This window comes from Methylophilus sp. DMC18, from assembly GCF_056314005.1.
Genome location: NZ_JBQUZE010000002.1, coordinates 185,848 through 212,235, shown reverse-complemented (window position 1 = coordinate 212,235; position 26,388 = coordinate 185,848). Strand labels below are relative to the sequence as shown.

The 26,388-nt window shown below is 52.3% G+C and carries 31 protein-coding genes; 12 read left to right on the top strand and 19 right to left on the bottom strand.

Features of this window, described 5'->3' with window-relative positions:
• The first annotated feature begins 65 nt into the window (after nucleotides 1-65).
• From pstC to pstB, 3 genes are all read left to right on the top strand, one after another.
• Nucleotides 66-992, top strand: coding sequence for a phosphate ABC transporter permease subunit PstC (gene pstC / locus ACT53G_RS04950; RefSeq protein ID WP_194748465.1), 927 nt, complete (start codon nucleotides 66-68; stop codon nucleotides 990-992).
• Between the two features lie 101 nt (nucleotides 993-1,093).
• Nucleotides 1,094-2,032, top strand: a complete 939-nt coding sequence (gene pstA / locus ACT53G_RS04945; protein WP_194748144.1) for a phosphate ABC transporter permease PstA — start codon at nucleotides 1,094-1,096, stop codon at nucleotides 2,030-2,032.
• A gap of 25 nt (nucleotides 2,033-2,057) precedes the next feature.
• The gene (pstB, locus tag ACT53G_RS04940; protein ID WP_194748145.1) at nucleotides 2,058-2,837 is read left to right on the top strand and encodes a phosphate ABC transporter ATP-binding protein PstB; all 780 of its coding nucleotides are present in this window, start codon (nucleotides 2,058-2,060) and stop codon (nucleotides 2,835-2,837) included.
• A 105-nt stretch (nucleotides 2,838-2,942) separates the two neighbouring features.
• Here pstB and ACT53G_RS04935 read toward each other — a convergent pair whose 3' ends face one another.
• The 3 genes from ACT53G_RS04935 to ACT53G_RS04925 all read right to left on the bottom strand — a co-directional run bounded on the left by ACT53G_RS04935 (nucleotide 2,943) and on the right by ACT53G_RS04925 (nucleotide 5,496).
• Nucleotides 2,943-3,665, bottom strand: a complete 723-nt coding sequence (locus ACT53G_RS04935) for an MgtC/SapB family protein (protein ID WP_228518754.1) — start codon at nucleotides 3,663-3,665, stop codon at nucleotides 2,943-2,945.
• Nucleotides 3,666-3,800: 135 nt separating this feature from the next.
• Nucleotides 3,801-4,169: a putative quinol monooxygenase gene (locus ACT53G_RS04930; protein ID WP_313988280.1), complete on the bottom strand. Its 369-nt coding sequence runs from the start codon at nucleotides 4,167-4,169 to the stop codon at nucleotides 3,801-3,803.
• A 127-nt stretch (nucleotides 4,170-4,296) separates the two neighbouring features.
• Nucleotides 4,297-5,496 carry a glycosyltransferase gene (locus tag ACT53G_RS04925; RefSeq protein ID WP_194748147.1) on the bottom strand — a complete coding sequence of 400 codons (1,200 nt, stop codon included), beginning with the start codon at nucleotides 5,494-5,496 and terminating at the stop codon, nucleotides 4,297-4,299.
• A 146-nt stretch (nucleotides 5,497-5,642) separates the two neighbouring features.
• Between ACT53G_RS04925 and ACT53G_RS04920 the strand changes: the two genes are divergently transcribed.
• The gene (locus ACT53G_RS04920) at nucleotides 5,643-6,515 is read left to right on the top strand and encodes a zinc dependent phospholipase C family protein (RefSeq protein ID WP_313988285.1); all 873 of its coding nucleotides are present in this window, start codon (nucleotides 5,643-5,645) and stop codon (nucleotides 6,513-6,515) included.
• 109 nt (nucleotides 6,516-6,624) lie between these two features.
• A complete protein-coding gene (locus tag ACT53G_RS04915; protein ID WP_476168857.1) occupies nucleotides 6,625-7,782 on the top strand; it encodes a metallophosphoesterase in 1,158 nt (385 codons plus the stop codon).
• Here ACT53G_RS04915 and ACT53G_RS04910 read toward each other — a convergent pair.
• From ACT53G_RS04910 to ACT53G_RS04885, 6 genes are read right to left on the bottom strand one after another with little or no spacing between them, the layout of a single operon-like run.
• Nucleotides 7,779-8,738 carry a VWA domain-containing protein gene (locus tag ACT53G_RS04910; protein WP_338654695.1) on the bottom strand — a complete coding sequence of 320 codons (960 nt, stop codon included), beginning with the start codon at nucleotides 8,736-8,738 and terminating at the stop codon, nucleotides 7,779-7,781. The two genes, ACT53G_RS04915 and ACT53G_RS04910, sit on opposite strands and share 4 nt — an antisense overlap.
• Entirely contained in the window at nucleotides 8,738-9,274 is a 537-nt protein-coding gene (locus tag ACT53G_RS04905; RefSeq protein ID WP_476168856.1) for a hypothetical protein, read from the bottom strand. The genes ACT53G_RS04910 and ACT53G_RS04905 overlap by 1 nt, the downstream gene beginning before the upstream one ends.
• A complete protein-coding gene (locus ACT53G_RS04900) occupies nucleotides 9,271-10,239 on the bottom strand; it encodes a vWA domain-containing protein (RefSeq protein ID WP_338654699.1) in 969 nt (322 codons plus the stop codon). Before ACT53G_RS04900 ends, ACT53G_RS04905 begins: the two co-directional genes overlap by 4 nt.
• Complete coding sequence (locus ACT53G_RS04895) at nucleotides 10,239-11,138, bottom strand: hypothetical protein (protein ID WP_476168855.1); 900 nt, start codon at nucleotides 11,136-11,138, stop codon at nucleotides 10,239-10,241. Before ACT53G_RS04895 ends, ACT53G_RS04900 begins: the two co-directional genes overlap by 1 nt.
• A gap of 51 nt (nucleotides 11,139-11,189) precedes the next feature.
• Nucleotides 11,190-12,050, bottom strand: coding sequence for a DUF58 domain-containing protein (locus ACT53G_RS04890; RefSeq protein ID WP_476168854.1), 861 nt, complete (start codon nucleotides 12,048-12,050; stop codon nucleotides 11,190-11,192).
• A gap of 9 nt (nucleotides 12,051-12,059) precedes the next feature.
• A complete protein-coding gene (locus ACT53G_RS04885; RefSeq protein ID WP_379075591.1) occupies nucleotides 12,060-13,106 on the bottom strand; it encodes an AAA family ATPase in 1,047 nt (348 codons plus the stop codon).
• A 182-nt stretch (nucleotides 13,107-13,288) separates the two neighbouring features.
• Here ACT53G_RS04885 and ACT53G_RS04880 point away from each other — a divergent pair, with 182 nt between their 5' ends.
• Together ACT53G_RS04880 and ACT53G_RS04875 are read left to right on the top strand one after the other, a co-directional pair.
• The gene (locus tag ACT53G_RS04880; RefSeq protein WP_476154255.1) at nucleotides 13,289-14,062 is read left to right on the top strand and encodes a hypothetical protein; all 774 of its coding nucleotides are present in this window, start codon (nucleotides 13,289-13,291) and stop codon (nucleotides 14,060-14,062) included.
• Between the two features lie 39 nt (nucleotides 14,063-14,101).
• The gene (locus tag ACT53G_RS04875) at nucleotides 14,102-14,656 is read left to right on the top strand and encodes a TetR/AcrR family transcriptional regulator (protein WP_275355772.1); all 555 of its coding nucleotides are present in this window, start codon (nucleotides 14,102-14,104) and stop codon (nucleotides 14,654-14,656) included.
• 6 nt (nucleotides 14,657-14,662) lie between these two features.
• Here ACT53G_RS04875 and ACT53G_RS04870 read toward each other — a convergent pair whose 3' ends face one another.
• A complete protein-coding gene (locus tag ACT53G_RS04870; protein ID WP_313988309.1) occupies nucleotides 14,663-15,109 on the bottom strand; it encodes a hypothetical protein in 447 nt (148 codons plus the stop codon).
• Between the two features lie 427 nt (nucleotides 15,110-15,536).
• Here ACT53G_RS04870 and ACT53G_RS04865 point away from each other — a divergent pair, with 427 nt between their 5' ends.
• From ACT53G_RS04865 to ACT53G_RS04850, 4 genes are read left to right on the top strand one after another with little or no spacing between them, the layout of a single operon-like run.
• Nucleotides 15,537-15,875 (top strand): ArsR/SmtB family transcription factor, encoded by a 339-nt coding sequence (locus tag ACT53G_RS04865; RefSeq protein WP_476168853.1) that lies wholly within the window; start codon nucleotides 15,537-15,539, stop codon nucleotides 15,873-15,875.
• Nucleotides 15,872-16,330, top strand: coding sequence for an ArsI/CadI family heavy metal resistance metalloenzyme (locus tag ACT53G_RS04860; RefSeq protein ID WP_476168852.1), 459 nt, complete (start codon nucleotides 15,872-15,874; stop codon nucleotides 16,328-16,330). Before ACT53G_RS04865 ends, ACT53G_RS04860 begins: the two co-directional genes overlap by 4 nt.
• Nucleotides 16,331-16,334: 4 nt before the next feature.
• The gene (gene arsB / locus ACT53G_RS04855; RefSeq protein ID WP_476145545.1) at nucleotides 16,335-17,375 is read left to right on the top strand and encodes an ACR3 family arsenite efflux transporter; all 1,041 of its coding nucleotides are present in this window, start codon (nucleotides 16,335-16,337) and stop codon (nucleotides 17,373-17,375) included.
• 1 nt (nucleotide 17,376) lies between these two features.
• On the top strand, nucleotides 17,377-17,850 hold the full coding sequence (locus ACT53G_RS04850; protein WP_476169012.1) for an arsenate reductase ArsC: 474 nt from the start codon (nucleotides 17,377-17,379) through the stop codon (nucleotides 17,848-17,850).
• A gap of 26 nt (nucleotides 17,851-17,876) precedes the next feature.
• Here ACT53G_RS04850 and infA read toward each other — a convergent pair whose 3' ends face one another.
• From infA to ACT53G_RS04835, 3 genes are all read right to left on the bottom strand, one after another.
• Nucleotides 17,877-18,113: a translation initiation factor IF-1 gene (gene infA / locus ACT53G_RS04845; RefSeq protein WP_018985695.1), complete on the bottom strand. Its 237-nt coding sequence runs from the start codon at nucleotides 18,111-18,113 to the stop codon at nucleotides 17,877-17,879.
• Nucleotides 18,114-18,214: 101 nt separating this feature from the next.
• Nucleotides 18,215-18,421, bottom strand: a complete 207-nt coding sequence (locus ACT53G_RS04840; RefSeq protein ID WP_018985697.1) for a cold-shock protein — start codon at nucleotides 18,419-18,421, stop codon at nucleotides 18,215-18,217.
• A 259-nt stretch (nucleotides 18,422-18,680) separates the two neighbouring features.
• Nucleotides 18,681-19,607 (bottom strand): LysR family transcriptional regulator, encoded by a 927-nt coding sequence (locus tag ACT53G_RS04835; RefSeq protein WP_476168851.1) that lies wholly within the window; start codon nucleotides 19,605-19,607, stop codon nucleotides 18,681-18,683.
• Between the two features lie 118 nt (nucleotides 19,608-19,725).
• On the opposite strand from ACT53G_RS04835, the gene ACT53G_RS04830 reads away from it, so the two are divergent.
• On the top strand, nucleotides 19,726-19,980 hold the full coding sequence (locus tag ACT53G_RS04830) for a DUF2798 domain-containing protein (protein ID WP_275355790.1): 255 nt from the start codon (nucleotides 19,726-19,728) through the stop codon (nucleotides 19,978-19,980).
• A gap of 75 nt (nucleotides 19,981-20,055) precedes the next feature.
• Here ACT53G_RS04830 and ACT53G_RS04825 read toward each other — a convergent pair whose 3' ends face one another.
• From ACT53G_RS04825 to nuoK, 6 genes are all read right to left on the bottom strand, one after another.
• Entirely contained in the window at nucleotides 20,056-20,589 is a 534-nt protein-coding gene (locus ACT53G_RS04825) for a phosphatase PAP2 family protein (RefSeq protein WP_313988330.1), read from the bottom strand.
• A 160-nt stretch (nucleotides 20,590-20,749) separates the two neighbouring features.
• Nucleotides 20,750-21,031, bottom strand: coding sequence for a DUF2818 family protein (locus ACT53G_RS04820; RefSeq protein WP_476168850.1), 282 nt, complete (start codon nucleotides 21,029-21,031; stop codon nucleotides 20,750-20,752).
• A gap of 1 nt (nucleotide 21,032) precedes the next feature.
• Entirely contained in the window at nucleotides 21,033-22,478 is a 1,446-nt protein-coding gene (gene nuoN / locus ACT53G_RS04815) for an NADH-quinone oxidoreductase subunit NuoN (RefSeq protein ID WP_476154243.1), read from the bottom strand.
• Between the two features lie 17 nt (nucleotides 22,479-22,495).
• Nucleotides 22,496-24,004, bottom strand: coding sequence for an NADH-quinone oxidoreductase subunit M (locus ACT53G_RS04810; RefSeq protein WP_194748167.1), 1,509 nt, complete (start codon nucleotides 24,002-24,004; stop codon nucleotides 22,496-22,498).
• Nucleotides 24,004-26,076 carry an NADH-quinone oxidoreductase subunit L gene (gene nuoL / locus ACT53G_RS04805; protein WP_476168849.1) on the bottom strand — a complete coding sequence of 691 codons (2,073 nt, stop codon included), beginning with the start codon at nucleotides 26,074-26,076 and terminating at the stop codon, nucleotides 24,004-24,006. The genes ACT53G_RS04810 and nuoL overlap by 1 nt, the downstream gene beginning before the upstream one ends.
• A gap of 5 nt (nucleotides 26,077-26,081) precedes the next feature.
• Complete coding sequence (nuoK, locus tag ACT53G_RS04800; protein WP_194748169.1) at nucleotides 26,082-26,387, bottom strand: NADH-quinone oxidoreductase subunit NuoK; 306 nt, start codon at nucleotides 26,385-26,387, stop codon at nucleotides 26,082-26,084.
• Between the last annotated feature and the right edge of the window lies 1 nt (nucleotide 26,388).

The window sequence follows — 26,388 nt, the reverse complement described above, 5'->3', positions numbered from 1 at the left end:
GGCCTGAACAACCGATTATCCGCTAAAATCCACCCCTGACAGATCACACTATGGCGACTCAAGCAATGCAAGTACCTGCGCAACTGACTATCAGCCCACGACTGGCGAAGAACATTCGTCGTAACGTCAAAGAACGTATTATTGAATTCATCCTGATGACCGCCGCGCTGGTCGCAGTGGCAACCACGTTTGCAATTGTGGGGGTTTTGCTGTTTGAATCATTGAGTTTTTTTAAAACAGTGTCTGTCGTCGATTTTTTAACCGATAGCCAATGGACGCCACTGTTTGAAGATGCGCACTACGGCATCATGCCGCTGGTTTCCGGCACTTTGACCACCTCCGCGATTGCGCTGGCCGTGGCTGTGCCAATTGGCACCGTTTCGGCAATTTTCCTGTCTGAATTTGCTTCACATAAAACCCGTGAAACCATCAAGCCGATTCTGGAATTGCTGGTGGGTGTGCCTACCGTTGTCTTTGGTTACTTTGCCTTGTTTTTTGTCACCCCCATGCTGCAAGCCATTTACCCTCAGCTACCCAGTTTTAACATGCTGGGCGCCGGGATTGTCATGGGCGTCATGATTATTCCTTACATTGCTTCCATGTCCGAAGATGCCATGCGCGCCGTGCCCATGAGCATGCGTGAAGGTTCTTATGCCATGGGTGCAACCCGTTTCCAGACCGCGATTAAAGTGGTCACACCCGCCGCAGTCTCAGGTATTGTGGCGGCCTATATTCTGGCGATTTCTCGTGCAGTGGGTGAAACCATGGTGGTTGCCATTGCAGCAGGCCAACAGCCTAACCTGACCTTTAATCCGCTAGACAGCGCTGCCACGATTACCGCCTACATCGTACAAGTGGCCATGGGTGACTTGCCGCATGGCAGCATAGGCTACCAGAGTATTTTTGCCGCCGGCCTGGTACTCATGATCATGACACTGTCTTTCAATATCGTGGGTCACTGGGTACGCAAGAAATACCGCGAGAATTACTAAACAAAGACTCGTAAAGTCTGCCCGTTGTCTTATTACTGAAATATCACCACCATACACTGCCGGTAACCCTTGCTTACCGGCACTTGCGGAAGTTATACCAAATGGAACATAAAGCCTCAGTCCTCGAAAATCTGGCCGAAGTCCGCGCCATGATTAAACGTCATAAGCGTAATGACGCCCTGTTTGCTGCCATCGGCCTGATCTGCCTCATGCTGGGCCTGATTACGCTGATGCTGCTGTTCTGGCAACTGATTGCGGATGGCTATCCAAAATTCAATCTGGACTTTTTGACTGAATTCCCGTCACGCCGTGCGGCCAGAGCCGGCCTGCTGTCTGCCTGGGTAGGTTCTTTGCTCGTCATGTCCGTCACTTTCCTGACCGCAGTCCCTGTCGGAGTTGCTGCTGGCCTTTATCTCGAAGAATATGCGCCGAAAAACTGGTTTACTGACCTGATTGAAATTAACGTGTCCAACCTGGCCGGTGTGCCTTCGATTATCTATGGCCTGCTGGCGCTGGGTCTGTTTGTCTACATGCTGGACTTTGGTCAAAGCATCCTGACCGCAGGTCTCACCCTGGGATTGCTGATTTTACCGATTGTCATTGTCTCAACCCGAGAAGCGATCCGCTCTATCCCGCTGTCTATCCGTGAGGCGGCCTACGGCGTTGGCGCAACCAAATGGCAAGTCGTCTATGACCACGTATTTAAATACTCTTATGGCGGTATCCTGACCGGTATTATTATTGGCATGGCACGTGCACTGGGTGAAACAGCCCCCATCATTACCATTGGTGCGCTGACCTTTATTGCCTTCCTGCCACCCAGCCCGATCACGCTGGAGCCGCCTTTCCTGAATTTCGAATGGTTATCTTCAGGCTTTACTGTGATGCCGATTCAAATGTTTAACTGGTTGTCCCGCCCTGACCATGCGTTCCATGTCAATGCGGCAGCCACCGGGGCGCTGATCATCATCGTCACGCTGTTAATGAATGGTACAGCCATCTGGTTGCGCTATAAAATCCGTAAAAATATTAAATGGTAATGCCACACAAGAATTAGGAAACTTCATGGCCACTGTCACTACTGCAATTAAAGCCGAAGCACGCGATTTAAACTTTTTTTATAGCAACGGCGCACGCGCACTCAAAGGCATCTCCATGCCTTTGTACGAGAACAAAATCACCGCGCTGATTGGCCCTTCAGGCTGCGGAAAGTCCACTTTCCTGCGCTGCTTCAACCGTATGCATGATTTGTATCCTGGCAACAAATACCAGGGCCAGATCGTGATGCATCCAGACAACACCAATGTGCTGGATTCAGGCGTAGACCCCATTGAAGTGCGTATGCGCATCAGCATGGTGTTTCAGAAGCCTAACCCCTTCCCAAAATCCATCTATGAAAACGTGGCTTATGGCCTGCGTGTGCGTGGTGAAAACAACAAACGCATTATGGATGACAAGGTTGAAGAAGCTTTGAAAGGCGCGGCGTTGTGGAACGAAGTCAAAGACCGCTTGCATGACCTCGCTTTTAACCTGTCTGGTGGTCAGCAACAACGGTTATGTATCGCCCGTGCCTTGGCCACTGATCCAGAAATCATGCTGTTTGACGAGCCCACCTCTGCGCTGGACCCGATCGCAACAGCCAACATTGAAGAACTGATGGTCGAACTGCGCAGCAAACTGACTATTCTGGTGGTGACGCACAACATGCAGCAGGCAGCTCGTGTGTCCGACTACACCGCTTACATGTATCTGGGTGAGTTGATCGAGTACGATGACACTGACAAAATCTTCACCAACCCCAGCCGCAAGGAAACCGAAGACTACATCACCGGCAAGTTTGGTTAATTGCCCGTGCTATAAAAAACGCCGCAGATTGCGGCGTTTTTTATGCGCGTTAATCATGCGCTTTCACAACACGTGATGCGCATTGAGCCGCCTTCAGCCCAATAGCTAATCCAGCATGCTTGGGCTCCAGAACGCTTGTGATACATAGGGTGAGGTCAACAATTGCTGAATCACCGCTTCCAGCTCGGCTTCACGGATGGCACTGGCCAGCAACATGGCCTCAATTTCAACACAATCGTTGCCAAATGCATGCATCTGCAAATGCTTGGTCGGATATTTGGCTTGCTCCAGCGTGCTTTCAAGCAAGCTCATCGCCTCTTTCTGATAACGGCGCGCAGCAATCACATACACCGTCGTTGTCGCCTCCACATGCAAGGTATTGATGGGTTTGCGGTTGATCTGATTGACGACCGGGCGTAACAAGGTATTGGTCGCCAGCACAAACAAGGTACCCAAGAAGGCTTCCAGCAACAGGTCAGCACCGGCACACGCCCCCACGGCCGCAGAACCCCATAGCGTAGCCGCCGTATTCAAGCCTCGCACATTGCCCTCTTCACGCATGATCACGCCCGCGCCCAGAAACCCGATACCGGAGACCACATAGGCCACCACATGCACCGCGCCATCATGCGACATGAGCCGATTGGCCATATCCACAAAAATGGCGGCGCCAATGGCCACCAGCACATTGGTGCGCAAACCGGCGGTGCGTTGGCGGTATTGCCGCTCAAAGCCGATAATAGCCCCGCAAACAAAAGCCGTCGACAAGCTCAACAATGAGTCTAGCAACGACACCAGATTAATATTTTGCATCGCTTGCAACGTCATGCGACATCCCTTTTCCTAACAACACTCTTGTCAAAACAACGCTTAGTCTGCGTGAAGACCGTCCAATAAAAAGCGCCACGAAACTCGTGGCGCTTTTTATTGGACGCTCAACCAGGATCAGATGATGATCGTGATTCAGGCAGTACGGCGTAACCCTGGTTCAAGGACAAAAAAGTCAGGATTCAACGCTGCCAGCGGCTGTTTCAGTTTTTCAATCTCGGCGGCAGGCGCGTGCACTTCGAGACGGATAATTTTGGCCAGTTTCAGTGCCTCGGCTAAGGGGGCGGCCACATTCTCAAGATGTGCGAGCAATGATTCAGCGTCCCGGTAGCCTTCACGGCAATGCGCGATATTACCATTGAACGAAAAAGCGTAGTGCAGGCAACCTGCTTCCTGGCGTGTTTTTTCCACGAATGTTGCGCCCAGTGCTTTGAATGCTGCCAGATGTTCGGCTTGTACCTCAAAATAAGGCACCAGCGTACAGCATTGATCGGTTGTAAACATGTTTGATTCTCCTGATGTGTTTTATATTGAGTTTGTTAAACACAAACTTGCACACATCTTGGCTGGGCAATGCCCGAGCGTCAAGCGTCAATCTTCCCGATCGTAGACAAAGGCGCGCGTCCGCGTATTAAGCCGTTGCGGAAGCGGCCAGACTCAAATGTGAGAGCACCAGGCGCTGGTAACACTCAATCAACTTGGTCGCCTGCGCATCGCTGGACCAGACTTGCTCCACATAGCGCTTGCCTTGTTTCCCGATGCGTTCGCGCAATTGGCGATCAATGAGCAAGGTTTGGACTTGTTCGGCGAAATGCAGTTCGTCATCTTTGGCAATCAGGGCGCCCTGCTCCTGACGCAGGATAGAAGCCGTGCCCAGCTCGGCAATCGCGACCACGGGCGTGGCCTGCGCCATGGCTTCAAGCAGCACCAGGCCTTGAGTCTCGCTCTTGGAGGCAAACACAAAAATATCAGCCGCCTGATAGGCCGCATTGAGCCCAATGGCACGGTCCAGGTAGCCCAGGAACATGACATGCTGTTGCAAGCCCTTGTCGCGGCTCATTTTCTTCAGCATGGCTTCTGCCGGGCCTTCACCCGTGATCACCAGCAAGACTTCAGGATGGTCCTGAATCACCAGAGAAAGCATTTCAAGCAGGAACTGGATATTTTTTTCATGTGCAACGCGGCCAACAAACAGCAACAACGGACGCTGAGCGGGAATGCCATACTTCTCACGGAAAGCGGCACCATCACCGGGAATAAAACGTGAGGCATCCAGCCCGGTCGGGATCACGGTAATCGGTGTCGTCACCCCGTATTGTTGCAACACATCACGCATTTGCGCCGAAGGCGATACCACGGTATCCACCTGCTGGCATTGCTTGCGCGAGACCGATTGTGCAATCCGCACCGCCAGACTGCGAGGCACCCAGGGCAAATAGTGGTGCATATAGTCCTCAAAAAAGGTGTGATAGGTTTCTACCGCAGGCACCTGCAATTGTTTGGCAATTTTAAGCCCCGCATAATGCGCAATAAACGGCGTATGAATATGGACCAGGTCGTAGTCACCCGTATGCAAATGCCCGGCATAGTCCATCAAGGCAGACCATTTCATCAAATAATCTTCAGGATCAAACACGATTTTGCGGGCATCGATGCGCGTAATCCACTGCTCGTCTTCTGTTTGAGACTGCTCAATCGCCACCGGATATTTGGGCGCAATCAGATGCACCACATGGCCTTGCTGGCGCAAGCTTTGCGCAAATGTGCGGATGCTGGTGGATACGCCATTGACGCGTGGAAAGTAGACATCTGAAATCATTAATATTTTCATGACAAATGCTGTATTGCACAGATTCCATATTAAAAACTTTACAGAGTCTAACAACGCTTCATGATGGTTTTATGACCAAAATCACTTTCATATCAATGTCATACAGACTTCATGCAACTGTCACTTAGCAGGCGCAAAGTGCGCCCATGTTACTGCGAGCCTTACTGATCACCTGTTGCCTGTTATTCGCCCTGCCTGGTGAAGCGCATGCATGGGGATTGTATTCGCATGTGGCTTACACTCACCAGTGGTTACAAAGCCTGCCGCTACAAACACTGCCCTTGCTTCCTTTGTCCTGGCTGGGCGTGATCCAGCGTTACCCTTCACTGGTGATGGCTGGTGCCTGTCTGCCCGACCTGGCTGTGGTTTCACGCTCATTCAGCCATAGCCATGGCTGGGGCATCGGCCAGCAGCTCCTGCAAAGCAAAAATGAGCGCCAGCGTGCATTGGGCGTGGGCTATAACCTGCATCTGCTCACAGACGTAGTGGCCCACCAGCACTTTGTGCCGACCTTTGAGGCCAAGTGGCAACACCACAGCCTGCTCACGCACGCCGCGGCCGAATGGGCCATGGATGCCTATTTGCACCAGCCCGAGATTCCTACCCCAGGCAAACTGTTGCGCATACATCGTAATACCATTGTCGACACCCTGAGCCAGGGCCTGCATTGTGATGCCAGCATCGTCCAGCGCGCCGTTAGCCGCCTGGCCAGTGCCGACCAGGCCTTGCGTTTTTCTCGCATCCCGAATTACCTGTTACAACGTTATCGCAGGCTGGATAACGAGTTTGAACACAAACTGGCGTATTACCGCAGCCAGGTCTCGCTCGCCCTGCACGATATGCCGCAGCTGCTCAATGGCCACTTTCCGTCTTTGCATGCCGAACATATTCACCTGAGCATGGAGCAGCTGGATGACTGGCGCCGCAAATGCCTGCAAGATGCCCGTTTAAGGCCTACGAGGGCGATCCAGGCCTTTGAGCAATATCAGCACCAATGGTTTAACCAGCCTGATTGCTGACACCACGCAATCAGGCCGCTCAAGCGGTCATCCACACCGCATGGCTTGAAACTTAACGTTTAAACGCCATCTAAGCTAAGACCTCCTCATAAAAGATTCCAGCTCAACCATGCCTCCCCTGCGTTTTTTAATCATCACCACAACCCTGGTCGGGTTACTGCATTACTACATTGGCAGCCGCTTGTTGTCTGGCCTAGACTGGCCGAGCACAGTGTTATGGCTGGGATGGCTGGCACTGGCACTCTCCGCCTTGCTACAACCTGTCGCTTTCCTGGCACGGGGCTTACGTAGCGAAACCCTCCGAGACCGAGTGAGCTGGATCGCCATGACGGTGATGGGGCTATTTTCGTCTTTGCTTGTATTCACTGTGCTGCGGGATGGATTGCTGTTGGCCGTCGCCGGCTTACATGCGACAGGAGTCGTTAAGGTGGACTTTTTATGGCTGGAACGGCAAACCGCGTTCGCTAGCTTGCTGATTGCCTGCGTTATCAGCCTGATTGGTTTTTTTCACGCACGTAAACTGGCTCGCGTCATCCATGTCAGCGTGCCGTTACGCAACTTGCCGGCCGCCCTGCATGGCTTCAAGATTGCACAAATCAGTGATATTCATGTCGGCCCGACCATCAAGCAGCCCTATCTGTCACGCATCGTGCAAGCAGTCAATGCGCTGGAAGCGGATTTGATCGCGATTACCGGCGACCTGGTGGATGGGCGTGTGCATGAACTGGCGGAACACACGCGCCCACTGGCGCAGTTATCGGCGCGCCATGGCAGCTTTTTTGTCACCGGCAATCATGAGTACTATTCCGGGGCCCTGGCCTGGATTCATGAACTGGAACGTCTTGGTATACGCGTTTTGCTCAATGAGCATGTGCAACTGCTGCACGGAGAAGCCACGTTGGTGGTGGCGGGTGTGACAGACTATACGGCTGGCAGCTTTTACGAGGATCACCACAGCGACCCTCAGGCCGCCATTGCCGGTGCGCCTGCCGCGGCGCCTAAAATCCTGCTCGCGCATCAGCCACGCTCTGCCGAAGCCGCCCAGGCGGCCGGCTTTGATTTGCAGCTATCCGGGCATACACATGGTGGCCAGTTCTGGCCCTGGAAATACTTTGTGCCCTTGCAACAACCCTATGTTGCCGGGCTGCACCGCCTGCAAGACTTATGGATTTATGTCAGTCGCGGCACCGGCTATTGGGGACCCCCCAACCGCTTTGGTTCCCCTTCTGAAATTACCTGCCTGACCTTGATGCCTGCACAGGATTAACTGCGCGCCCCTGCCGTTCGCCGCATGCGCAAATCGGGCACATACGTCGCCAGTATCAGCACCAGGGCAGACAGCAGGTAAAAGCTGCGTAAAGGGTAATCGGTGACAAAGCTGGCGGTGGCTGGCTTGGCGGCCAATGCCTGGTAAAAAGCTGGCTGGTCTACGCCTTTGACATAACTGCCTTTAAACTCGGCCGCCAGTGATTTTAAATAGTCTTCTTCCAGTTGCGACAGCATGCGGTCATACTCGGCGTAAGCCACAGGAGGGTCTGGCTCATCCTGGCTGGGGTCGGCATAAGTCACGCCAACAGCCCCCGCGTTATTGTTGTCGCTCACCGGCCAGTCCCCGACGCGTTTATTGGCAGAGTTATAGCGCGGAATCGCCACTTTTTCTGCGCCGCCTACACCGACAAAGGTGAAAAACTCCCCAATCTGTACCCCGCTCAAATCCTGTTTGATCGTCACATTGACGCGCGGCGCTTCATCGCCATCCGTGAAAAACAGCATCTGCGCCGGTTGATTGAGCGCATCATAGACATGGGTCGCCGCGTGCACGGCAAAGCTCAGGCGGCTGTTGCCTTTCCAGGCCATGCGCCATTCCAGGTGGTCGATGCCGTCGCTAATCACATCCAGGTTTTTGCATACCTCCAGCGGCGTTTGCAGCATGGCGATATTATCCGAGGCAAAAATGCCCAGGCTAAAGTATGTGCCACAAGGTGATCGCTGCACCAACTGCTTCATTAAATGCTGGCTATAGGCCAGGCGACTCACAGTCTGTTCATTCAGCAGCACATCCTCTGCATTCATGCTTTGTGACACATCGGCAATCATCAAATAATGCTGCACCTGCTGCTTGAGCTGGACCTCAGGCTTGAGCAGCGCCAAGCCGAGCAGGCCGAGGGCCAAACCGTAGCAGACCGGCTCATAATGTTTGCTTAACCACGCCCATCCACGCATCAGGGTAATCCTATCGGTAAGTTACTGAGTTCCATATGCGATTGCTCCTTGCTACCGGCTTGCATGCCACGTGCCATGACCGAATGCAGCAGCGACAAGTTGAATTTTGCCGTCCGGTCATCCGGTTGCAAACGCAAGGCCTGCTCATAAGCAATTTTGGCCTGGCTAAACGCATAGCGGGCTTCATCCTGAAACGAGCCATCTTCGTTGACCGTGCGTACGAGGCCGGACAAAAACAGGTTGTTGCCGATATTAAAGTGGATATGCGGCAGTACATTGGCAGGTGGCGATGCCTCAAGGGCCTGGCCATAGGTTTGCACCGCATGTTTATAGTCGCCATGCTGACCCTGGTCATACGCCGCAGTAAATTTCTGCAGATAAGCCTGGCCGCCCGTTTTAATCACCTCGCCAGCAGCGATCTGGGCGTTGAGTGCGCGTGCAGCGTGTAATTGCCAGCCAAAATACAGTGTTCCTGCCAGGCCTGCCAGCGTCAGGCCCAGCCAGAGTGTATTGGCATGTTTGCGATAAATGCTCATTCGTATACCTTTATCTGTTTAATCAACAACAGGGCCAGCCCCAGCAATAACGCTACGATGATCAAATCCCTGGCGTAATCATGGCCCGGAATCATGATGTCGTACTGAATCAGGTTCTTTTCCTTGGCGTCAATCTCACGCAAGGCGGATTCGAGTGCGGTGGCGTTATCCGCTTCAAACGCCTTGTATTTGATATTGAGCGACTGAAAAAAACGGTCCAGTGCAATCGCCTCGGGCAGATGGTCATCGTCATAGCTGTTTTGCGTAAAAATGCTGATGTCGTCCGGCTCACGCAACACAATCCAGTACAAATTGAGCTTTTTACCCACCAGCTGTTTGCGGATCTGGTATTTGACGCGCGGGCTTAACTTCCCGGCGCCGTCGGACAGCAGCACAATGGCGCGTGAGCCGGTACTGGGAATCTGCTCGAACAGGGTCACGGCATGCGTAATACCCGCCCCGATATTGGTCTGGTTGATGGCGGGCCCCGTCGCTGCCTGGATCGCAGCGTGAATACCGTCGCGGTTGGTGGTGATTTTCATGCCATACAACGCTGAATTGGTAAACCCCACCACCCCCATCATGTCATCAGGCCGTGAGTCAATAAAAGCGGTAATCAGTCGTCTGGCCGCCGCAGACTTGATTTCAGCGGCGCGCCCGCCCACGCTTTGACCGGCAAATGGATGATCCATGCTAACGCTGCGGTCAATCACAAACACGCTTTGTGCGCCCTTGCCGATTTTCTTTTCCTGATGGCTATCGCCCTGCAATCCGGCCAGGGCTAGCACCAGGCACAATAACATCAGACTCGTTGCGGCCTTAACCAATAGATGAATGCGCTCGGAGAACGGATCGTCCGGCACCATCTCCAGCCACGAGTAAGTTTGCGCATGGCGGCTGGTCAGCAAAAACGGGACCGCAATCACCGGCAACAGGAGTAAAAACCAGGGACTCAGGCTGTGCATCAGACGCCCCGCTCACAACTACGCAACTGACGTGTCAACATCTTGCATTGCTGCAGATAATCGGCTGCCGCAGGCAGCTGGTCATCATAAAGCAGCGTATTGGATTGCGCATAAAACTGCTGAATCTGGTCGGTATACGCCGCAAATGCAGGCTGTTTGGCGACAAACATAGGAACCTGACTGGCCAGCATCTGCTGGCCAAAATGCTGGTTAAAGGCTTGCTGCATCGCCAGTGCCGCCCGGGTTGCCCCCTCCTGGGTGGCGGGCAAGCGTTGCAGGCGCCGATAGGCCTGAGCGAACGGGCCATTCAGCATAGGCAACCAGGCCCAGCTGGCATTGCGGTATAGCAAAAGTAAACTGCCCAGCAAAGCCAGCCCCCCACTGACCAGCAAGCCTAGGCTTAAAGGGTGTGTGTCCAGTAAGGCTGCGCGGTGCTGGCCCAGCAAGGTAGGTTTGGCCGGTTGCATGCGGTCAGGCAGTTGCGCCATCAGCCAAAAGCGCCAGGCGGGTAGCGTCACGCTGGCGCCACTCGTAAACACAATCTGTTCGGGCGGTAAGGCTAATTGCACGGGCTGGCCGCTGCTGGCAAACACCTGATACTCAAACGTCAGCGTATACACCATTTTGTCCGCTTGTCTGGCATGCGTCTCTTGCACCTGCCTTAACTCGATACCGTTTCGCTGCACGCCCTTGATTGGCAACTTGTCTGACAGCAGTTGCAGCGACTCAGGGACGGACAGCGTGATGCGCCGTAGCAGGACATCGCCAATCTGAATGCCTGCATAGTGCGCAGGATTTTGCAGATGCAACACCTGGATGGCCTGTGCTGCAGAGGAGGCGACCGCTTGAGGTGGTGCCGCATCCTCTTTGGCCAGGGATTCGGCCTTGACTGGTGCCATCCAGATCAAGCCGGTTAAGCAAACTATCAAAAATGGATTCATCGCCACACGCTATTGAATAAGTTGTTCAAAATAATCGGAAAGCATCGCCGCATCAAACGCGCCTGTGACATACAACGGGCGAATCTCAAACCTGGCGAATAATTGATCCAGCGCTTGCTTGCGCTGCTCAAACTGCGCCACAAAGCGGGCACGCAAAGCGGGCCGAAAAAAAATGGTTTTTTGCTGCCCCGTCTCGGGATCTTGCAAATTGCCAAAGCCCAACCGTGGCAAGCGCTCATATTCCTGCGGATCCCATAACACCAGCGGGATCACCTGATGGTTAGACAGGCTGTTCAGACTTTGCTCAATCAGCGACAAGGGCAGGTGAAAATCCGAGATCCAGAACACCAGTCCTTTTTGCTGCCCCAGCCAGGCCGTCGCCTCCACAATCCCTTGTCCATCCTGAGGCCCCGCCTCAACTTCTGTCAGTTGCGCAATGGTGTCAAAGGATTGCTGGGCGTGGTGCCCAGGCGCCAGGCTGAGCTCTGGCAGCACTCGATGCTGATAGCAAACCATGCCGAACAAATCGCTGTTTTCATGGGCAGAGCAGGCAACCGCAGCCGCTATCGCCTGCAAGGTTTCATATTTGCTGACGTGCCCCTTGAACTGCATGGAACTGGACAAATCACACAAGGCATACAGCGGAGTGGAAGCCTCTTGCTTGAAGACCCGGATCTGGATCTGTTCATAAGGGTCACGCAAGGTTTGCCGCAAATCCAGCCGTCTGGCATCTGGATAATCGACCAGCGAGACATGCTTGCTGAACTCATCACCAATGCCGCGCTGAACCCCCTGATGCGCTCCGCTATGCACACTGGCTGAACGCCACGGCACCTGGTAAAAAAAGGACTGTACTTTATCGGGTATCATGGTCTGGCATCATGCGGCTTTGGCCCGTTCCGGGACGCTGACCGTGGCAAGAATCTGCTGGGTCAGCTCACGGGACAGTTGCGTACGGCGGCTCTCGAACATCGGATTCAATACCAAACGGTGCGCGATGATTTCATGAAAGACAGCATGGATATCCTCTGGATACAAATGCTCGCGCTGCATGAGCCAGGCATGCACGCGCGCGGCCTTGAGCAGCATCCCCATGCCGCGCGGGCTGGCGCCGGTATGAATCAGGCGGTTAACATCCACACTCTCCAGACGCACGCCAAACGCTGCCGGGGATTGCGTCGCCTGCCATAAATCCAGCGCATACTCCTGTAACACGTCACTGGCCTGAATATGGCTTTGCAGCACATCTGAAAACGCATTCAGCTGATCATAGGCCAGCACGCCGGACTGGACTTGCTGCGTGAGGCGCTCTGCATGCTGGAATTTGACATCAAACATCAAGGCCTTGCGCAAATCGCGATCGTCTGGAATATCAATCGGGATTTCCATCATGAACCGGTCGCGCGCAGCGGAAGGAATCTCGAAGGTTTCATTTTTCTCGACCTGGTTACGGTCCGCAAAGACCAGCATATGCGGCAAGCGGTATTCTTTTTTAAAGGCGGTGACATGACGCTCGGCCATGACCCGCAACATCAAGGCATGGACTTGCGGGCGGGCACGGTTGATTTCGTTGAAGAAAAAGACCGACAGTTGCTCACCGGCGCGCAGCAAAGGCCCCTCTTCGACCTTGGGGCGACCATCTTCACCGAGAAAAGTATGGTAAATGAGGTCATTGGGCATCAGGTCTACCGTGCCCTCAATCCGCTCATAAGCGCCGCCCAGCCCCCGCGCAATCGATTGTAGCAAGGTGGTTTTACCCACCCCCACGCCACCTTCGAGCAAGACATGACCGCGGGCAAAAATGGCAATATTAATGGCGCGGATGGCCTGGTCCTGACCCACCACCACTTTTTTCACTTCATGCTCCAGCGTCAGCGCATGATCGCGCCAGTCCGCCAGTTGGCTTGCTACAGATGCAGATGTCATTGTCTATCCCTTGTTAAGCAATGCAGCCAGGGCTATGATGCCAATCGGGCCGCTGAAAAGATGAATGAACCCCTGCTTGCATTTTAGCCAGTCACACGATAATATGCAGACAGGTCTGTTCACTTTTTTCCAGTCTACTTCAGCCAACAAAAAAAAAGCAAGCGAATTTTAGGGGTCACCGGGTGAATTTTTTAGCGATTGTGAATCAGACCAGGCAGTCCATGACGCGCAGGGGCATGACCTATGCCAGCCAGGCGCTGTGGCGCTTGGGGCTGCGGCAATGGGCAAAACATGCCCCGTTTTACCAGTTGCGTGATGCACTGATGGATTGGAACCAGCAACGCATTCAACGCAGCGGCAAGGCGGTTGCGTTGAATGCGCAGGATATTGCGGCATTACGGCAATTACTGGAGCAGGCGCAACAGCAATCCAGTGCAGCCCTGCCAGCCGCCCTGCTCGACCAGTGGTTTTTCCTGGCCGTTGGCGCGATACAGGTGCATACACAAACTGGGTCAGCGCGTGCATGGCAATTGTTTGAGCAGTCTGTGCATAGCCAATTGGGCAGCACAACATGGCAGCGCAGCTGGTCATTTGGTGCACTGGTCAGCCTCTGCGTGATCTGGATGAGCTTGAGTACGGCCCCACACAAGCCTGTCACAGAAGAGGCCTCCCCATTAGAGACCGCAGTCAGCCACGCTGGCGGCGGCACGGCAGACCCGGTGACATTGAGTTTACTCAACCTGGCCTACCAGAAAATGCAAAGTGGCAGTTGCCAGTTACCGCAGGCAGCGATGTTACCAGAAGCCCAGCGTCAGGCCTTTTTGATGTTTGTGACTGAAGGCAAGGTGGATGTGGACCAAGTGGAGCATTTAAGACAAGCCCTGGGCTATGTCAGCTGCTTGTATCCGCAAGAGTTGATGCGTCCGCAAGGACGGGATCGTTTACCAAGAGAATAAAAATACTAGGCCTGAATCGGGAAAAAAGGGATATACCAGATGAACATGCGAGATAAAATTCTGAACATTGCAAGCACGCTGTTTGACAGCCGCGGCATCCAGGCTTCTGGCGTGGATACCATTATCCTCGAAGCCGGAGTTGCCAAGGCGACGCTATACAAACACTTTCCGAGCAAGAATCTGCTGATTACCGCCTATTTGCGTGACAAATCGGACAAATTTTACGCCTGGCTCACCGCTCAACTCACCTCTCGCAAGGCAGAGTCGCTGGAGTTATTGCTGTTATTGTGTGAATTGATGGAGCAATGGATCAGCCAGCCCGCGTTTCGCGGCCTGCCCTTTCACATTGCCGCCGTCGAATTTCCTGAGCAAGATCATCCGATCAATCAATACTCAGTGGTGCTATCCAAGGAGTTGCAAGGCTTTTTATGCAAGATTGCCCGCGACGCAGGTGCCAAAGACCCGGAAGCGCTCGGCCAGCAGTTGACCATTCTGTTTGAAGGCGCTGCCCTGGTGGAGCGCCTCACACCCAATACTGGCGCCGCCAACCGTGCCAAACTGGCGGCCATGACCTTGGTGCGTAATGCCATTTAACGAAGCTCAGTCGTTGTTTGGGTCGGCATGAAGTCTTGCGTCAATCACCGGCCCATGGTGCTGGCTATCGACGCAAGCGCCTCCTGACTCGCCATGCACGGCTTGTATGGTCATGCCTTGATGGACGGTCATTACCAGGTTGGCCAGCAAGCCTATCTCTACACTAGCCGCAATTTCTCCCGCTTGTACCGCAATCGAAAAGCGCTTGCCTAATTTCTGCTCCATGGTCATGCGATAGCCATTCAAAAAGGCTTTCATGACTTCGGCTTCGGTGCTGCAAGCCAGTGCGCCTTGTGTAACCTGACACCCTGCAGGATGGTGGGTTTCAGCCAGCATAGTGGCGGCTTGCGTAGGGATGTGCTCTATCACCTGTCGCGCGGTCGGCTGGCTCAGCGCCGCTACCAGAAAGGCGGCAGACCCTTGCACGTATTGCTCGACGGCCTTCTGGTACAACGCTTCCTTGCAAGCATAGGCCGTGCCTTGTTCATCTGCATCGCTTCCATCAGCGTACTCTTACGGCCATATTCATAAATATATTGGCAGAGATTCCAGCAAGGGGGAGCACTCAGGAGGCCGCACTGAAAAAAGCGTTGACATAGAATATATACATGACTACCGAGCTGCCCGCCTTACCGCAAACCTTGGCTACCGTTCTTTTTACAGCCAATGTCATTCGAACTGACACTAGAAAACTGCCAATTCTGTCAGCATTTTGTTGATCACAGCTTGGCTGCAACGCTTAACCCAATGACTCTTGCCCTCGCCTGAATAAACACACCCGCCCTGCCTTGCAGGGCTTTTTCTTCGCTGCAATCCCTGCTGTATTTTTTCAGCAGACACAGCACTTGATATGTTTCCATATTTGTGGAAATATAGAAACATGAATAAAGAACAAGCGCTCACTGCACTGTCTGCCATTGCCCAATCAGCACGACTGGACATTTTTAGATGCCTGGTCCAGGCAGGGCCGGAAGGCCTGGCGGCCGGCGTGCTGTCAGACGCATTACAGATTGCGAACAGCACGCTGTCTTTTCATTTGAAGGCGCTGACCCATGCCAACCTGATTTGCGCCCGCCAGGAAAGCCGTTTTATTTATTACACGGCCAACTATGCACAGATGAATGGCTTACTGGCTTATCTCACCGAAAACTGCTGTGGCGGCGATAGCAGCTGTTGCCCTGATCTGCAATGTTTACCAACCTCCAAGGAAACCCGATGAAACGTATGCACCTGCATGTCCGCGTGACCGATCTGCCACAGAGCATCCGCTTTTATTCGACGCTATTTGGGATTGGTCCTAGCGTTGAAAAGGCTGACTATGCTAAATGGATGCTTGAAGATCCGCGCGTGAATTTTGCCATCAGTGCCCGCGGCCAGGCGCCGGGGCTGGATCACGTTGGCATACAAGTAGAAACCGCCAATGAACTGGAAGTGATTCAGGCACGATTGCAAGCGGCAGACATGGCGGTGTTATCACAAACCGACACCACTTGTTGTTATGCCAAATCGGATAAACATTGGGTGCAGGACCCCTCTGGCCTGGCCTGGGAAAGCTATCTGACGCTGGAAAGTGCACCTACGTTTAACGATGCAGGGAAAACAGCGGCTTCAGCCCCCTGCTGCACCCCGATGGCACAGCCAGTCAGTATTCAAATCAAAAAGAAGGATGTTTAAGCCGATGACAAATCAAGCTTCAGGTATTGGAAATTTTGAGCGCCATCTGACCTGGTGGGTACTGGCGTGCATTATCACCGGCATCGCACTGGGCAAACTTGCCCCAGATTTTTTTCAGGCGCTGGGAGCGTTGAAATGGGCAGAGGTGAACTTGCCCGTGGCCGCCCTGATCTGGCTCATGATTATCCCCATGCTGCTCAAGGTGGATTTTGGCGCCATGCGCGAGGTACTGGGGCATGCCAAGGGCATCACGGTCACCCTGGTGATTAACTGGCTGGTGAAGCCGTTTTCCATGGCCTTGCTCGCCTGGCTGTTCATTCGTCACCTGTTTGCCGACTGGTTACCCGCCGAGCAGATTGACAGTTATATTGCCGGGCTGATTTTACTGGCCGCCGCACCCTGTACGGCCATGGTATTTGTCTGGAGCAATTTATGTCAGGGCGAGCCCAAATTCACCTTGTCGCAGGTGGCCATCAATGATGCGATCATGCTGATCGCGTTTGCCCCCCTGGTCGCACTCCTGCTGGGCCTCTCCAGCATTATCATCCCCTGGCAAACCTTGCTGGTGTCAGTGAGCCTGTTTATCGTTGTGCCATTGATATTGAGTCAACTACTACGGCGTTGGCTGCTGGCAAAAGGGCCTCATCGATTCGCAGCCACCCTGCAAACCATCCAACCCTTTTCCATGGCGGCATTATTGTTGACGCTGGTGTTGTTGTTTGCTTTCCAAGGTGGGCAAATCCTGTCGCAACCTTTGGTGATTGCCTTGCTGGCGGTGCCGATTTTGATTCAGGTCTATTTCAACGCCCTGCTGGCCTACTGGCTGAATAAACAATTCAAGGTCGCCCATTGTGTGGCGGGCCCCTCTGCACTGATTGGCGCGTCTAACTTTTTTGAACTTGCTGTGGCGACAGCGATTGCTTTGTTCGGGTTTGACTCGGGCGCCGCACTTGCAACAGTGGTCGGTGTGTTGATAGAAGTGCCAGTCATGCTGTCTATCGTCGCCATCGTGAACCGTTCTAAACATTGGTATGAAAGTGTGTAATATGCGCATCCTGTTTTTATGTACCGGTAACTCCTGCCGCTCCATCATTGCCGAAGCCACCTTTAATCACCTTGCGCCGGCAGGCATGCGGGCACAAAGTGCCGGCAGCCATCCTACGGGTGAGGTGCATCCTCGCTCAATTGCCCTGCTGCAGGCCAAAGGCATTGCCACAACAGGCTATTTCAGCAAGTCCTGGGACGAGATTGGGGAAACACCTGACATTGTCATCACCGTCTGCAGCAACGCAGCCGGTGAAACCTGCCCTGCCTATCTAGGCAATGTGCTCCGTGCACATTGGGGGGTGGATGATCCAGCCAAGGCGACTGGCACCGAGGCTGAGATTACGGCCAGCTTTGAGCAAGCCTACCGGATTCTGCGCACGCGTATTGAAGCCTTCCTTAAGTTGGAAAACACAATATATCAGGACAGAGTAGCGCTACAGACCGTCTTGCAGCAGATAGGTCAACTCAGTTAAGTAGCGCGTATGCTAGGTGACAGCGCTTAAAAAGGTTTACGCGGCTCAAGGTGGCGGAAAATAATCCGGCCTTTGTCCATGTCATAAGGGGACATTTCAATGGTGATTTTATCGCCAGCCAAAATACGGATTTTGTGTTTGCGCATTTTGCCACCGGTATAAGCGATCAACTCGTGACCATTATCCAGCTTCACCCGATAACGGGCATCAGGCAAAATTTCCGTCACTGCACCCTGCATTTCGATTAATTCTTCTTTAGCCATCGCTATCCCCCTAAAAAATAAGTCGTTTCAAAATAAAAAAGCCCGGAAACTCCGGGCTTTTCTCGGAGGCTGCATACACAGCCTTGCCGAAAACCATTGAATTACTCAATGATTTGAATGTTTGCCGCTTGTTTGCCTTTAGGGCCTGTTGCCACTTCAAAGCTCACGCGTTGGTTTTCTTTGAGTGTTTTGAAGCCAGCAGATTGAATTGCAGAGAAGTGCGCGAACAAATCTTCGCCGCCGTTATCCGGAGTAATAAAACCAAAACCTTTAGAGTCGTTAAACCATTTAACAGAACCTGTCACCATAATAAATCCTTGTACAAAAAATAAAAATGCGGGCGGTTGCCCATTAAAACGAGGATCAAGATGGCGAGAAGTAACGATAGAACCAAAAGATAGAACCGGGGAACAACAACACTACTTGAACTTCGTGAGTTGGTACTATGCACGTAATATCAAATATTAGCAACAAGTATTTGACAAATTGAAAGATGCCGCGACAATCTTCGTCAAAAACAGCATATTGCCTTGATCAAGGCTCAGGCTTTGCGTGCCGCATTGGGCCTCATTCCCAAGACTGCGGGATCGCGCTCACCAGATAATCCATAAATGCGCGTACCTTGTTGGTCATGGCGTACTTGTCGCGATAACAGGCATAAAACTCTAAGGGTACGCTCTCGGCTGCCATCGCCTCCGGCTGTTGGGCGAAAGGCTGAAACAGCGGGATCAGCGTTCCCTTTTTAATCGCGTGATTGACGACGAATGCGGCCAGGCGCGCAATTCCCGCCCCCGCCAAAGCAAGTTGAAAAATGGAGTCGATATCATTGCAGACAATGCTGGGGATGATTTCAGGCTCGTATAACATGCCATTCCGGTTAAAACTCCAGTTCAACAAGCGTCCATCCACCGGGATGCGGAACAACAGGCAATCATGTTGCGATAAGTCTTCTGGGGCCTGAGGCAGGCCTTTGCGTTGCAGATAGTCCGGTGCAGCACAAAATAGCACGGGGACGGTCGCGATTTTCCTGGCAATCAGTCCTGGCTCTAACTGCTGTTTGAAACGGATGCTGATATCGATATCCTCTGCCACATGATCCAGGCTACGATCAGACAGAATCAGCTCCAGAGACACTTGCGGAAAACGGCGGCTAAATGCCGGGATCAACGGCATTAAGACATGACGGCCAAAAGCCACCGAGGAACCAATCCGCAAGCGCCCCTGCGGTTGCCCGTGAAACTCGGTAATGGCCGATTGTGCCCTGGCCAGCACGTCTACCAGATGCTGGACCTCTGCATAATAAAGCGCACCACTTTCTGTCAGCGCCAGCTTGCGCGTGGTTCGCATCAACAAGCGCGTCCCCAATGACTTTTCCAGCCGCTGGATATTCTGGCTGGCCGCTGCCGCTGTAATGCCTTGCAAACGCGCACCCGCCGCAATACTGCCGGCCTGTACCGCTTTTACAAAGCTTTCTATGCTTCTTAAGGTATCCATAAACTATCGAATAGCATGATTGATTCGATAGTTTAACTTTATAGTGATTAAATCTTCAAGCCTCTACCCGGCAACTGTGTGAGCTTTTATAGTGTCACCACACATTAGGAGAACCACCATGAATCAAACCAGAACGACTTTCCGCAAGATCCCTAAGCAATTTACGCCTTATGTGTTTGCCTTTTTTATGGCAGGCATCATGGCCTTTTTGATGTCTATGGTCATTGTGGCCGCCAACAGTGGCTTGCAAGCCGGTTATGTGACGCGTGTCATCCACGCTTATACACTCGCGATGCCTGTCGCTTTCTGTTGTGTGCTGATTGTGCGACCAATTGTCATGCATTTGGTGAATCAGTTGGTCGACACCCATTGATGGCGTGAGCGGCCACAAACAAAAACGGATACCAAGGTATCCGTTTTCACGCATACTAAAGCATGTGTATGACGATTAAAACAGCGGTGCGTACAAAGCGACCAGCGTGTACCCAATCAATCCTCCTGCCAAGACATCACTCGGATAATGTAAACCCAGCACGACACGTGAGATGCCGACTAACACGACAAACGGATAAACGACAGGAAACAGTTGCGGGTAATAATGCACGGCCACCATGCCAAACGCCACCGCGTGCAAGGTATGCCCTGAAGGAAAACTGAAGTAATCCAGCGGCGTGCCACTCAACAAGACATCCTGACGCACCTGAAAGGGTCGTGGACGGCTGGTGCGATGTTTCAACCATTTATAGACCAGTGTACCGCTCAGTCCTACGGTCAACATATGCAGGCAGACGTAAAGACCGTGCTGGCCCTGGCTGATGGCAATCACCAGCATGAGCAAATACCAGAACATGCCATCGCCCATACGCGAAATGGCGCGAAACAGGTTGCGTATCAGGCGATATTGTCCGGTATGGCTGACTTTGACACACAGTCGGCTATCGACCGACTGCACCCATCCCAGTGTTTGTTGTAGTTTCAGCATCGCAGGTCCTTTCCGGGGCTTCCCCCGACTATGCTTGTTGGGTAAGCTTAGTCTGAACCTGATGCTTTAAATTAGCGTGAAAGATTGATGAATTAAATATGACGGGTGCTTATGCGATGAGCGCATGCCAAGGATGAGCCCCTGTACATTCACGCAGGCTTTATTTCCAGAGTACCCGATAGACAAAGCCCGGGAATGAAAACACCAGAAACAGGCATAGCGTGACACTGTAAAACTCCCAGCCTTGCGGCCAGACTTGTCCCATCACATAACGCTCAACCAGATAGCCAATCAGCAGCGTGATGAAGTAGGCAGGCAACATGGCGGCAAAACGCTGCCATAGCTGCTGAATATTGCCGATCAAACCCAGCCACTTATCCGAAATCCAGGCCAGGTTTGCCAAAAACAACATCAGCAACAAAAAAATGAGTTTGGTAGCCATTTTATTGCAGACTCATCAGCAAGCTATGCCCGCAGACGCCTAATAGAATTTCAGGGAACAAGCCCAAGCCCAGCAACGCCAGGGTATGCACACTGAGGATAAAGCGCATATCCATCGGTGCGGACAGCGGTGTATGGTCTTCCGGTGCATCGAAATACATTTTACGCACGATGTTGAGGTAGTAAAACGCACCAATGGTCGCCATCAGCACGGCAAACACCACCTGCCAGGTGAACCCGGCTTGCCAGGCGGCCTGCAATACGGTGAATTTGGCATAAAAACCAATGGTAGGCGGGATACCGGCCATGCTGAACATAATGATCAACATGAGGAAAGCAAACCATGGATGGCGCTGGTTAAGCCCTTTGAGATCATTGATCTCTTCGGCTTCAAAGCCCTGACGGCTCAATAGCAGAATGATACCGAAGCCGGCAATTGACATCAGGACGTAGGCACTGATGTAAAAGAAGCTGGAAGCAAAACCATTGGCATTGGCACTCATCATGCCGAACAGGATGAAACCGACATGCGAAATGGTGGAATATGCCAACATACGCTTGAGGTTGGTCTGCACAATCGCGCTAAAATTACCGATGATGATGGACAACACCGCCATTAACATCAGCATATCCTGCCAGTCCATGGCTAGCGGGTGCAGGCCTTGCACCAACAGACGCACGGTCATCGCATAAGCCGCCAATTTTGGCACGGAGCCAATTAACAGTGTCATCGGAGTTGGCGACCCCTGATAGACATCGGGCACCCACATCTGGAACGGGACAGCGCCAAACTTGAAGGCAATACCGGCAACCAGAAACACCAGGCCCATGATGAGCACCGGACTCTTGGGCTGCTGACTAATGCTGTTGGCAATATCACTGACATCCAGGCTGCCAGTCATGCCATACAGCATACTCATGCCATATAGCAGCATCCCTGAAGCGAGTGCACCTAACACAAAGTATTTCATGGCCGACTCGGACGCTCTTGGATTATCTCGATCAAAGGCTACCAGAGAGTAGAGGCACAGTGACAGCAATTCCAGGCCCATATAAATGGTCAGCAGGTTGTGGCCTGACACCATGATCATCATACCGAGCAAGCCAAACAGGACCATGGCATAAAACTCACCACGATAGAGGTTACGGTCTTGCAGGTATTTGCGCGTATATACCAGGATCAACGAGGTGCCCAGATACATCATCATTTTGATGACGTCTGACAGCGTATCGTCGATAAACATATGCGAGAAGGCAAAGCCCACCGCTGGTGTATGTGTTTTAAAAGTCAGGAAGGCGGCCGCAAGCAAGGTCAGTTGGCTTAAACCATAAATCATGAAGCGGTTTTGTGGCAGGATGAACAAATCCAGCAACAAAATAAGCATGGCCATGCCCAATACAACCATTTCCGGCAACAGGGCGAGCAAGTCAAATTGCATATTATCCATTTTTTAAAATCCTGCTTTTAATAGCCTGTGACGGGCAATTTGGAAATCGCCATATGTTTCAGGAACTCTGTGCTGGTTGCCTGCATCACTTCGGTCAGTGCTTGTGGATAGACGCCGAAACCAATCACCAAGATGGCCAGAATACCCAAGATCAGGAACTCACGTTTGCTGAGGTCGCTCAGTTCGGCCACGTGATGATTCGTCACATTGCCAAAGAACACACGCTTGGTCATCCACAGCGTATAGGCGGCACCAAATATCAAGGTCGTCGCAGCAAAGAAAGCCACCCAGAAATTGAATTTGACTGCGGCCAGAATCACCATAAACTCGCCCACAAAGCCGGAGGTGCCAGGCAAGCCACTGTTGGCCATGGCAAACAACACGGCAAAGGCGGCAAACACAGGCATCTTGTTAACCACGCCACCATACGCGGAAATTTCACGGCTATGGACGCGATCATATAACACACCTACGCTCAGGAACATCGCAGAAGAAATAAAGCCATGTGAAATCATTTGCACCAAGGCCCCCTCAAGCGCCAACTGGCTAAACATGAAGAAGCCCAAAGTGACAAAGCCCATGTGCGAGATCGAAGAATAAGCAATCAGCTTCTTCATGTCTTTTTGCACCAGCGCGACCAGTGCGATGTAGACCACTGCAATCAGCGACAGCGCGACCATGGCTGAAGTGAAGTAATGGGCTGCATCCGGAGCAATCGGCATGGCAAATCGCAGAAAGCTGTAGCCGCCAAGTTTCAGTGCAATGGCCGCCAGCACCACAGAACCACCCGTAGGTGCCTCAACGTGCGCATCCGGCAACCAGGTATGCACTGGCCACATCGGGATTTTCACCGCAAATGCCATGAAGAAGGCGATGAAAATATAGATTTGCGCTTGCAGGCTGAGCGGTAACAAATAGTAATCAGCTAACTCGAAACTGCCAGTCTGGTGATACAGGTAAATAAAAGCGACCAGCATCAACAAGGAGCCCAGCAAGGTATACAGGAAAAACTTGATGGTAGCGTAGACGCGGTTAGGCCCGCCCCAGATGCCAATCACCAGGAACATCGGAATCAGCATCGCTTCCCAGAAGACGTAATACAGAATCGCATCAAGCGCGGTGAACACACCAATCATGATCCCGCTCATGATCAGGAAGGCCGCCATGTACTGTGCCACATGTTTGGTAATCACTTCCCAACCTGCCAGTACCACAATCACCGTGGTAAAACTGGTTAACAGCACCAACGGCATTGAGAAGCCGTCGACCCCCAGGTGGTAATGCATATTGAAGGCCGGTACCCAAGGCAGCAATTCTTCAAACTGGAAGAAGCCGTCGTGAATATCAAACTGCGTGTACAGCGGCACAGTCACCAGAAAACTGACCAGGCTACCTACCAATGCCAGCCATCGAGTCAATGTGGCCTTTTGGTCACCGCCTAGCAACAACACCAGCACGCCAGACAATACCGGCAGCCAGACGGCCAGACTTAACCAGGAAATACTTGTGAGGTCGGCTTGCATCATTAGTTAATTTTGATAAAGAAAGTCATAAGAAGGAATACGCCAATAATCATGGCAAAGGCGTAGTGATAAATTAAACCGGATTGCAGCGTGCGTATCTTGGCAGCAATCTTGCCCATGGTATTGGCGGTGCCGTTGACCATGGCGCCATCAATCAACGTGATGTCACCAAACTTCCACAACAAGCCGCCCAGACAGCGTGAACCTCCGGCAAAAAACTTCTCGTTAAAGCTGTCAAAACCGTATTTGTTTTCGAGAATGTTGTAAATCACGATAAAGCGGTCTTTGATTGCAGCAGGGATATCCGGACGCTTCATATAGAAGAACCATGACAGTGCCACCCCGGAGGCCGCCAGGAAAAATGGCAGGCTGGTAAAGCCATGAATCGCCATGCCTGCCGGGCTATGCATAAACTCGTGGTAGTGATGGGCGAGGTGCTCCATGGCAGGATGCGCTTCAGGATTCACAAAAATCACATTTTTGAAGAAATCACCGTACAGCATCGGTTCCAGTGCAATGTAACCAATCACCAGTGAGGGGATCGCCAGCAACGCCAATGGCAAGGTAACAACCCAGCCTGGCTCATGCGGATCATCGTTTGGTCCCAGGCCATGATGATGCTCTTCGTCATGTGCATGATCGTCATGATGCGCGTCGTCATGGTGTGCGCCTGCATGTGCGACATGTGCATGGTCATCATGTTTGGCATGGCGCCACTTTTCTTCACCGTGGAATACCAAGAAGTACAAACGGAAAGAATAGAATGCGGTCACGAACACACCGGCAATCACAGAGAAATAGGCAAAGCCACTGCCGGGGATATGCGACAACTCAACCGCTTCGATGATGCTGTCTTTGGAATAAAACCCGGCAAAGAACGGCGTGCCAATCAAGGCCAGAGAACCGATCAAAGAGGTGATCCAGGTGACCGGCAGGTATTTCTTGAGGTTACCCATGTTGCGGATATCCTGGTCGTGGTGCATACCCATAATCACAGAACCGGCACCCAGGAATAACAACGCCTTAAAGAATGCATGGGTCATCAGGTGGAAAATGGCCACGGAATAGGCTGATGCACCCAATGCAACAGTCATATACCCGAGTTGCGACAAGGTCGAATAGGCCACCACGCGCTTGATATCGTTCTGGATAATACCCAGGAAGCCCATAAACAAGGCAGTAATCGCACCGATCACCATCACGGTCGACAAGGCCGTGGTAGACAATTCATATAAAGGTGACATGCGTGCCACCATAAAGATACCGGCGGTCACCATGGTCGCCGCGTGAATCAGCGCAGAAATTGGTGTTGGACCTTCCATGGAGTCTGGCAGCCAGACATGCAGCGGAACTTGTGCAGATTTACCCATGGCGCCGACAAACAATAACAGGCAAGTGACTGTCATCAGGGACCAGTTGCAACTACCAATCAAGTTAACTTGTGTATTGGCAAACTCAGGGGCGCGCTGAAACACGGTGGCGTAATCCAGGCTACCAAAGTAATACAGCACCATGCCTATACCCAACAGGAAACCGAAGTCCCCTACCCGGTTAACCAGAAAGGCTTTCAAATTGGCGTAAATGGCGGTGGGACGTGTAAACCAGAAACCAATCAGCAGATATGACACCAGACCGACCGCCTCCCAGCCAAAGAACAACTGCATGAAGTTGTTGCTCATGACCAGCATCAGCATGGAGAAGGTAAACAGCGAAATGTAGCTGAAGAAGCGACTATAGCCTGGGTCTTCTTCCATGTAGCCGATGGTATAAATATGCACCATGAGTGACACAAAAGTCACCACGACCATCATCATGGCACTCAGGTTATCAATCAGGAAGCCCACTTCAAAATGCACGTCACCCGAGTTGAGCCAGGTATACACCGCTTCGTTGAGCGTGAAGCCATTCAGGGTCTGGTTAAAAATGTAGGCAGACAAGGCAAATGCCGCGCCGACGCCAGCGATGGTCAACACATGTGCGGCCCAGCGTGGTAAGTAATTCCTAAAGAGGCCAACAGCGGCCGCAGCCAGCAAAGGCAACATCGGAATCAAGATCAGGATTTGTTTTATTGTCATGACGCTTAACCTTTTAATTGATCCAGATCATCGACGTTGATGGTACGCAGGTTGCGGAACAATACGACCAGAATCGCGAGACCAATTGCAGACTCCGCCGCAGCCACCGTCAAGATGAAAAAGACGAATACCTGGCCACCAATATCATTGAGGTAATGCGAAAAAGCCACAAAATTCAGGTTAACGGCCAACAGCATCAACTCAATTGCCATGAGCAAAATAATGACGTTTTTGCGGTTGAGGAAAATACCAATCACACTGATGGCAAACATCAGCGCCCCCAAAATCAGGTAGTGAGACAAACCGACCATG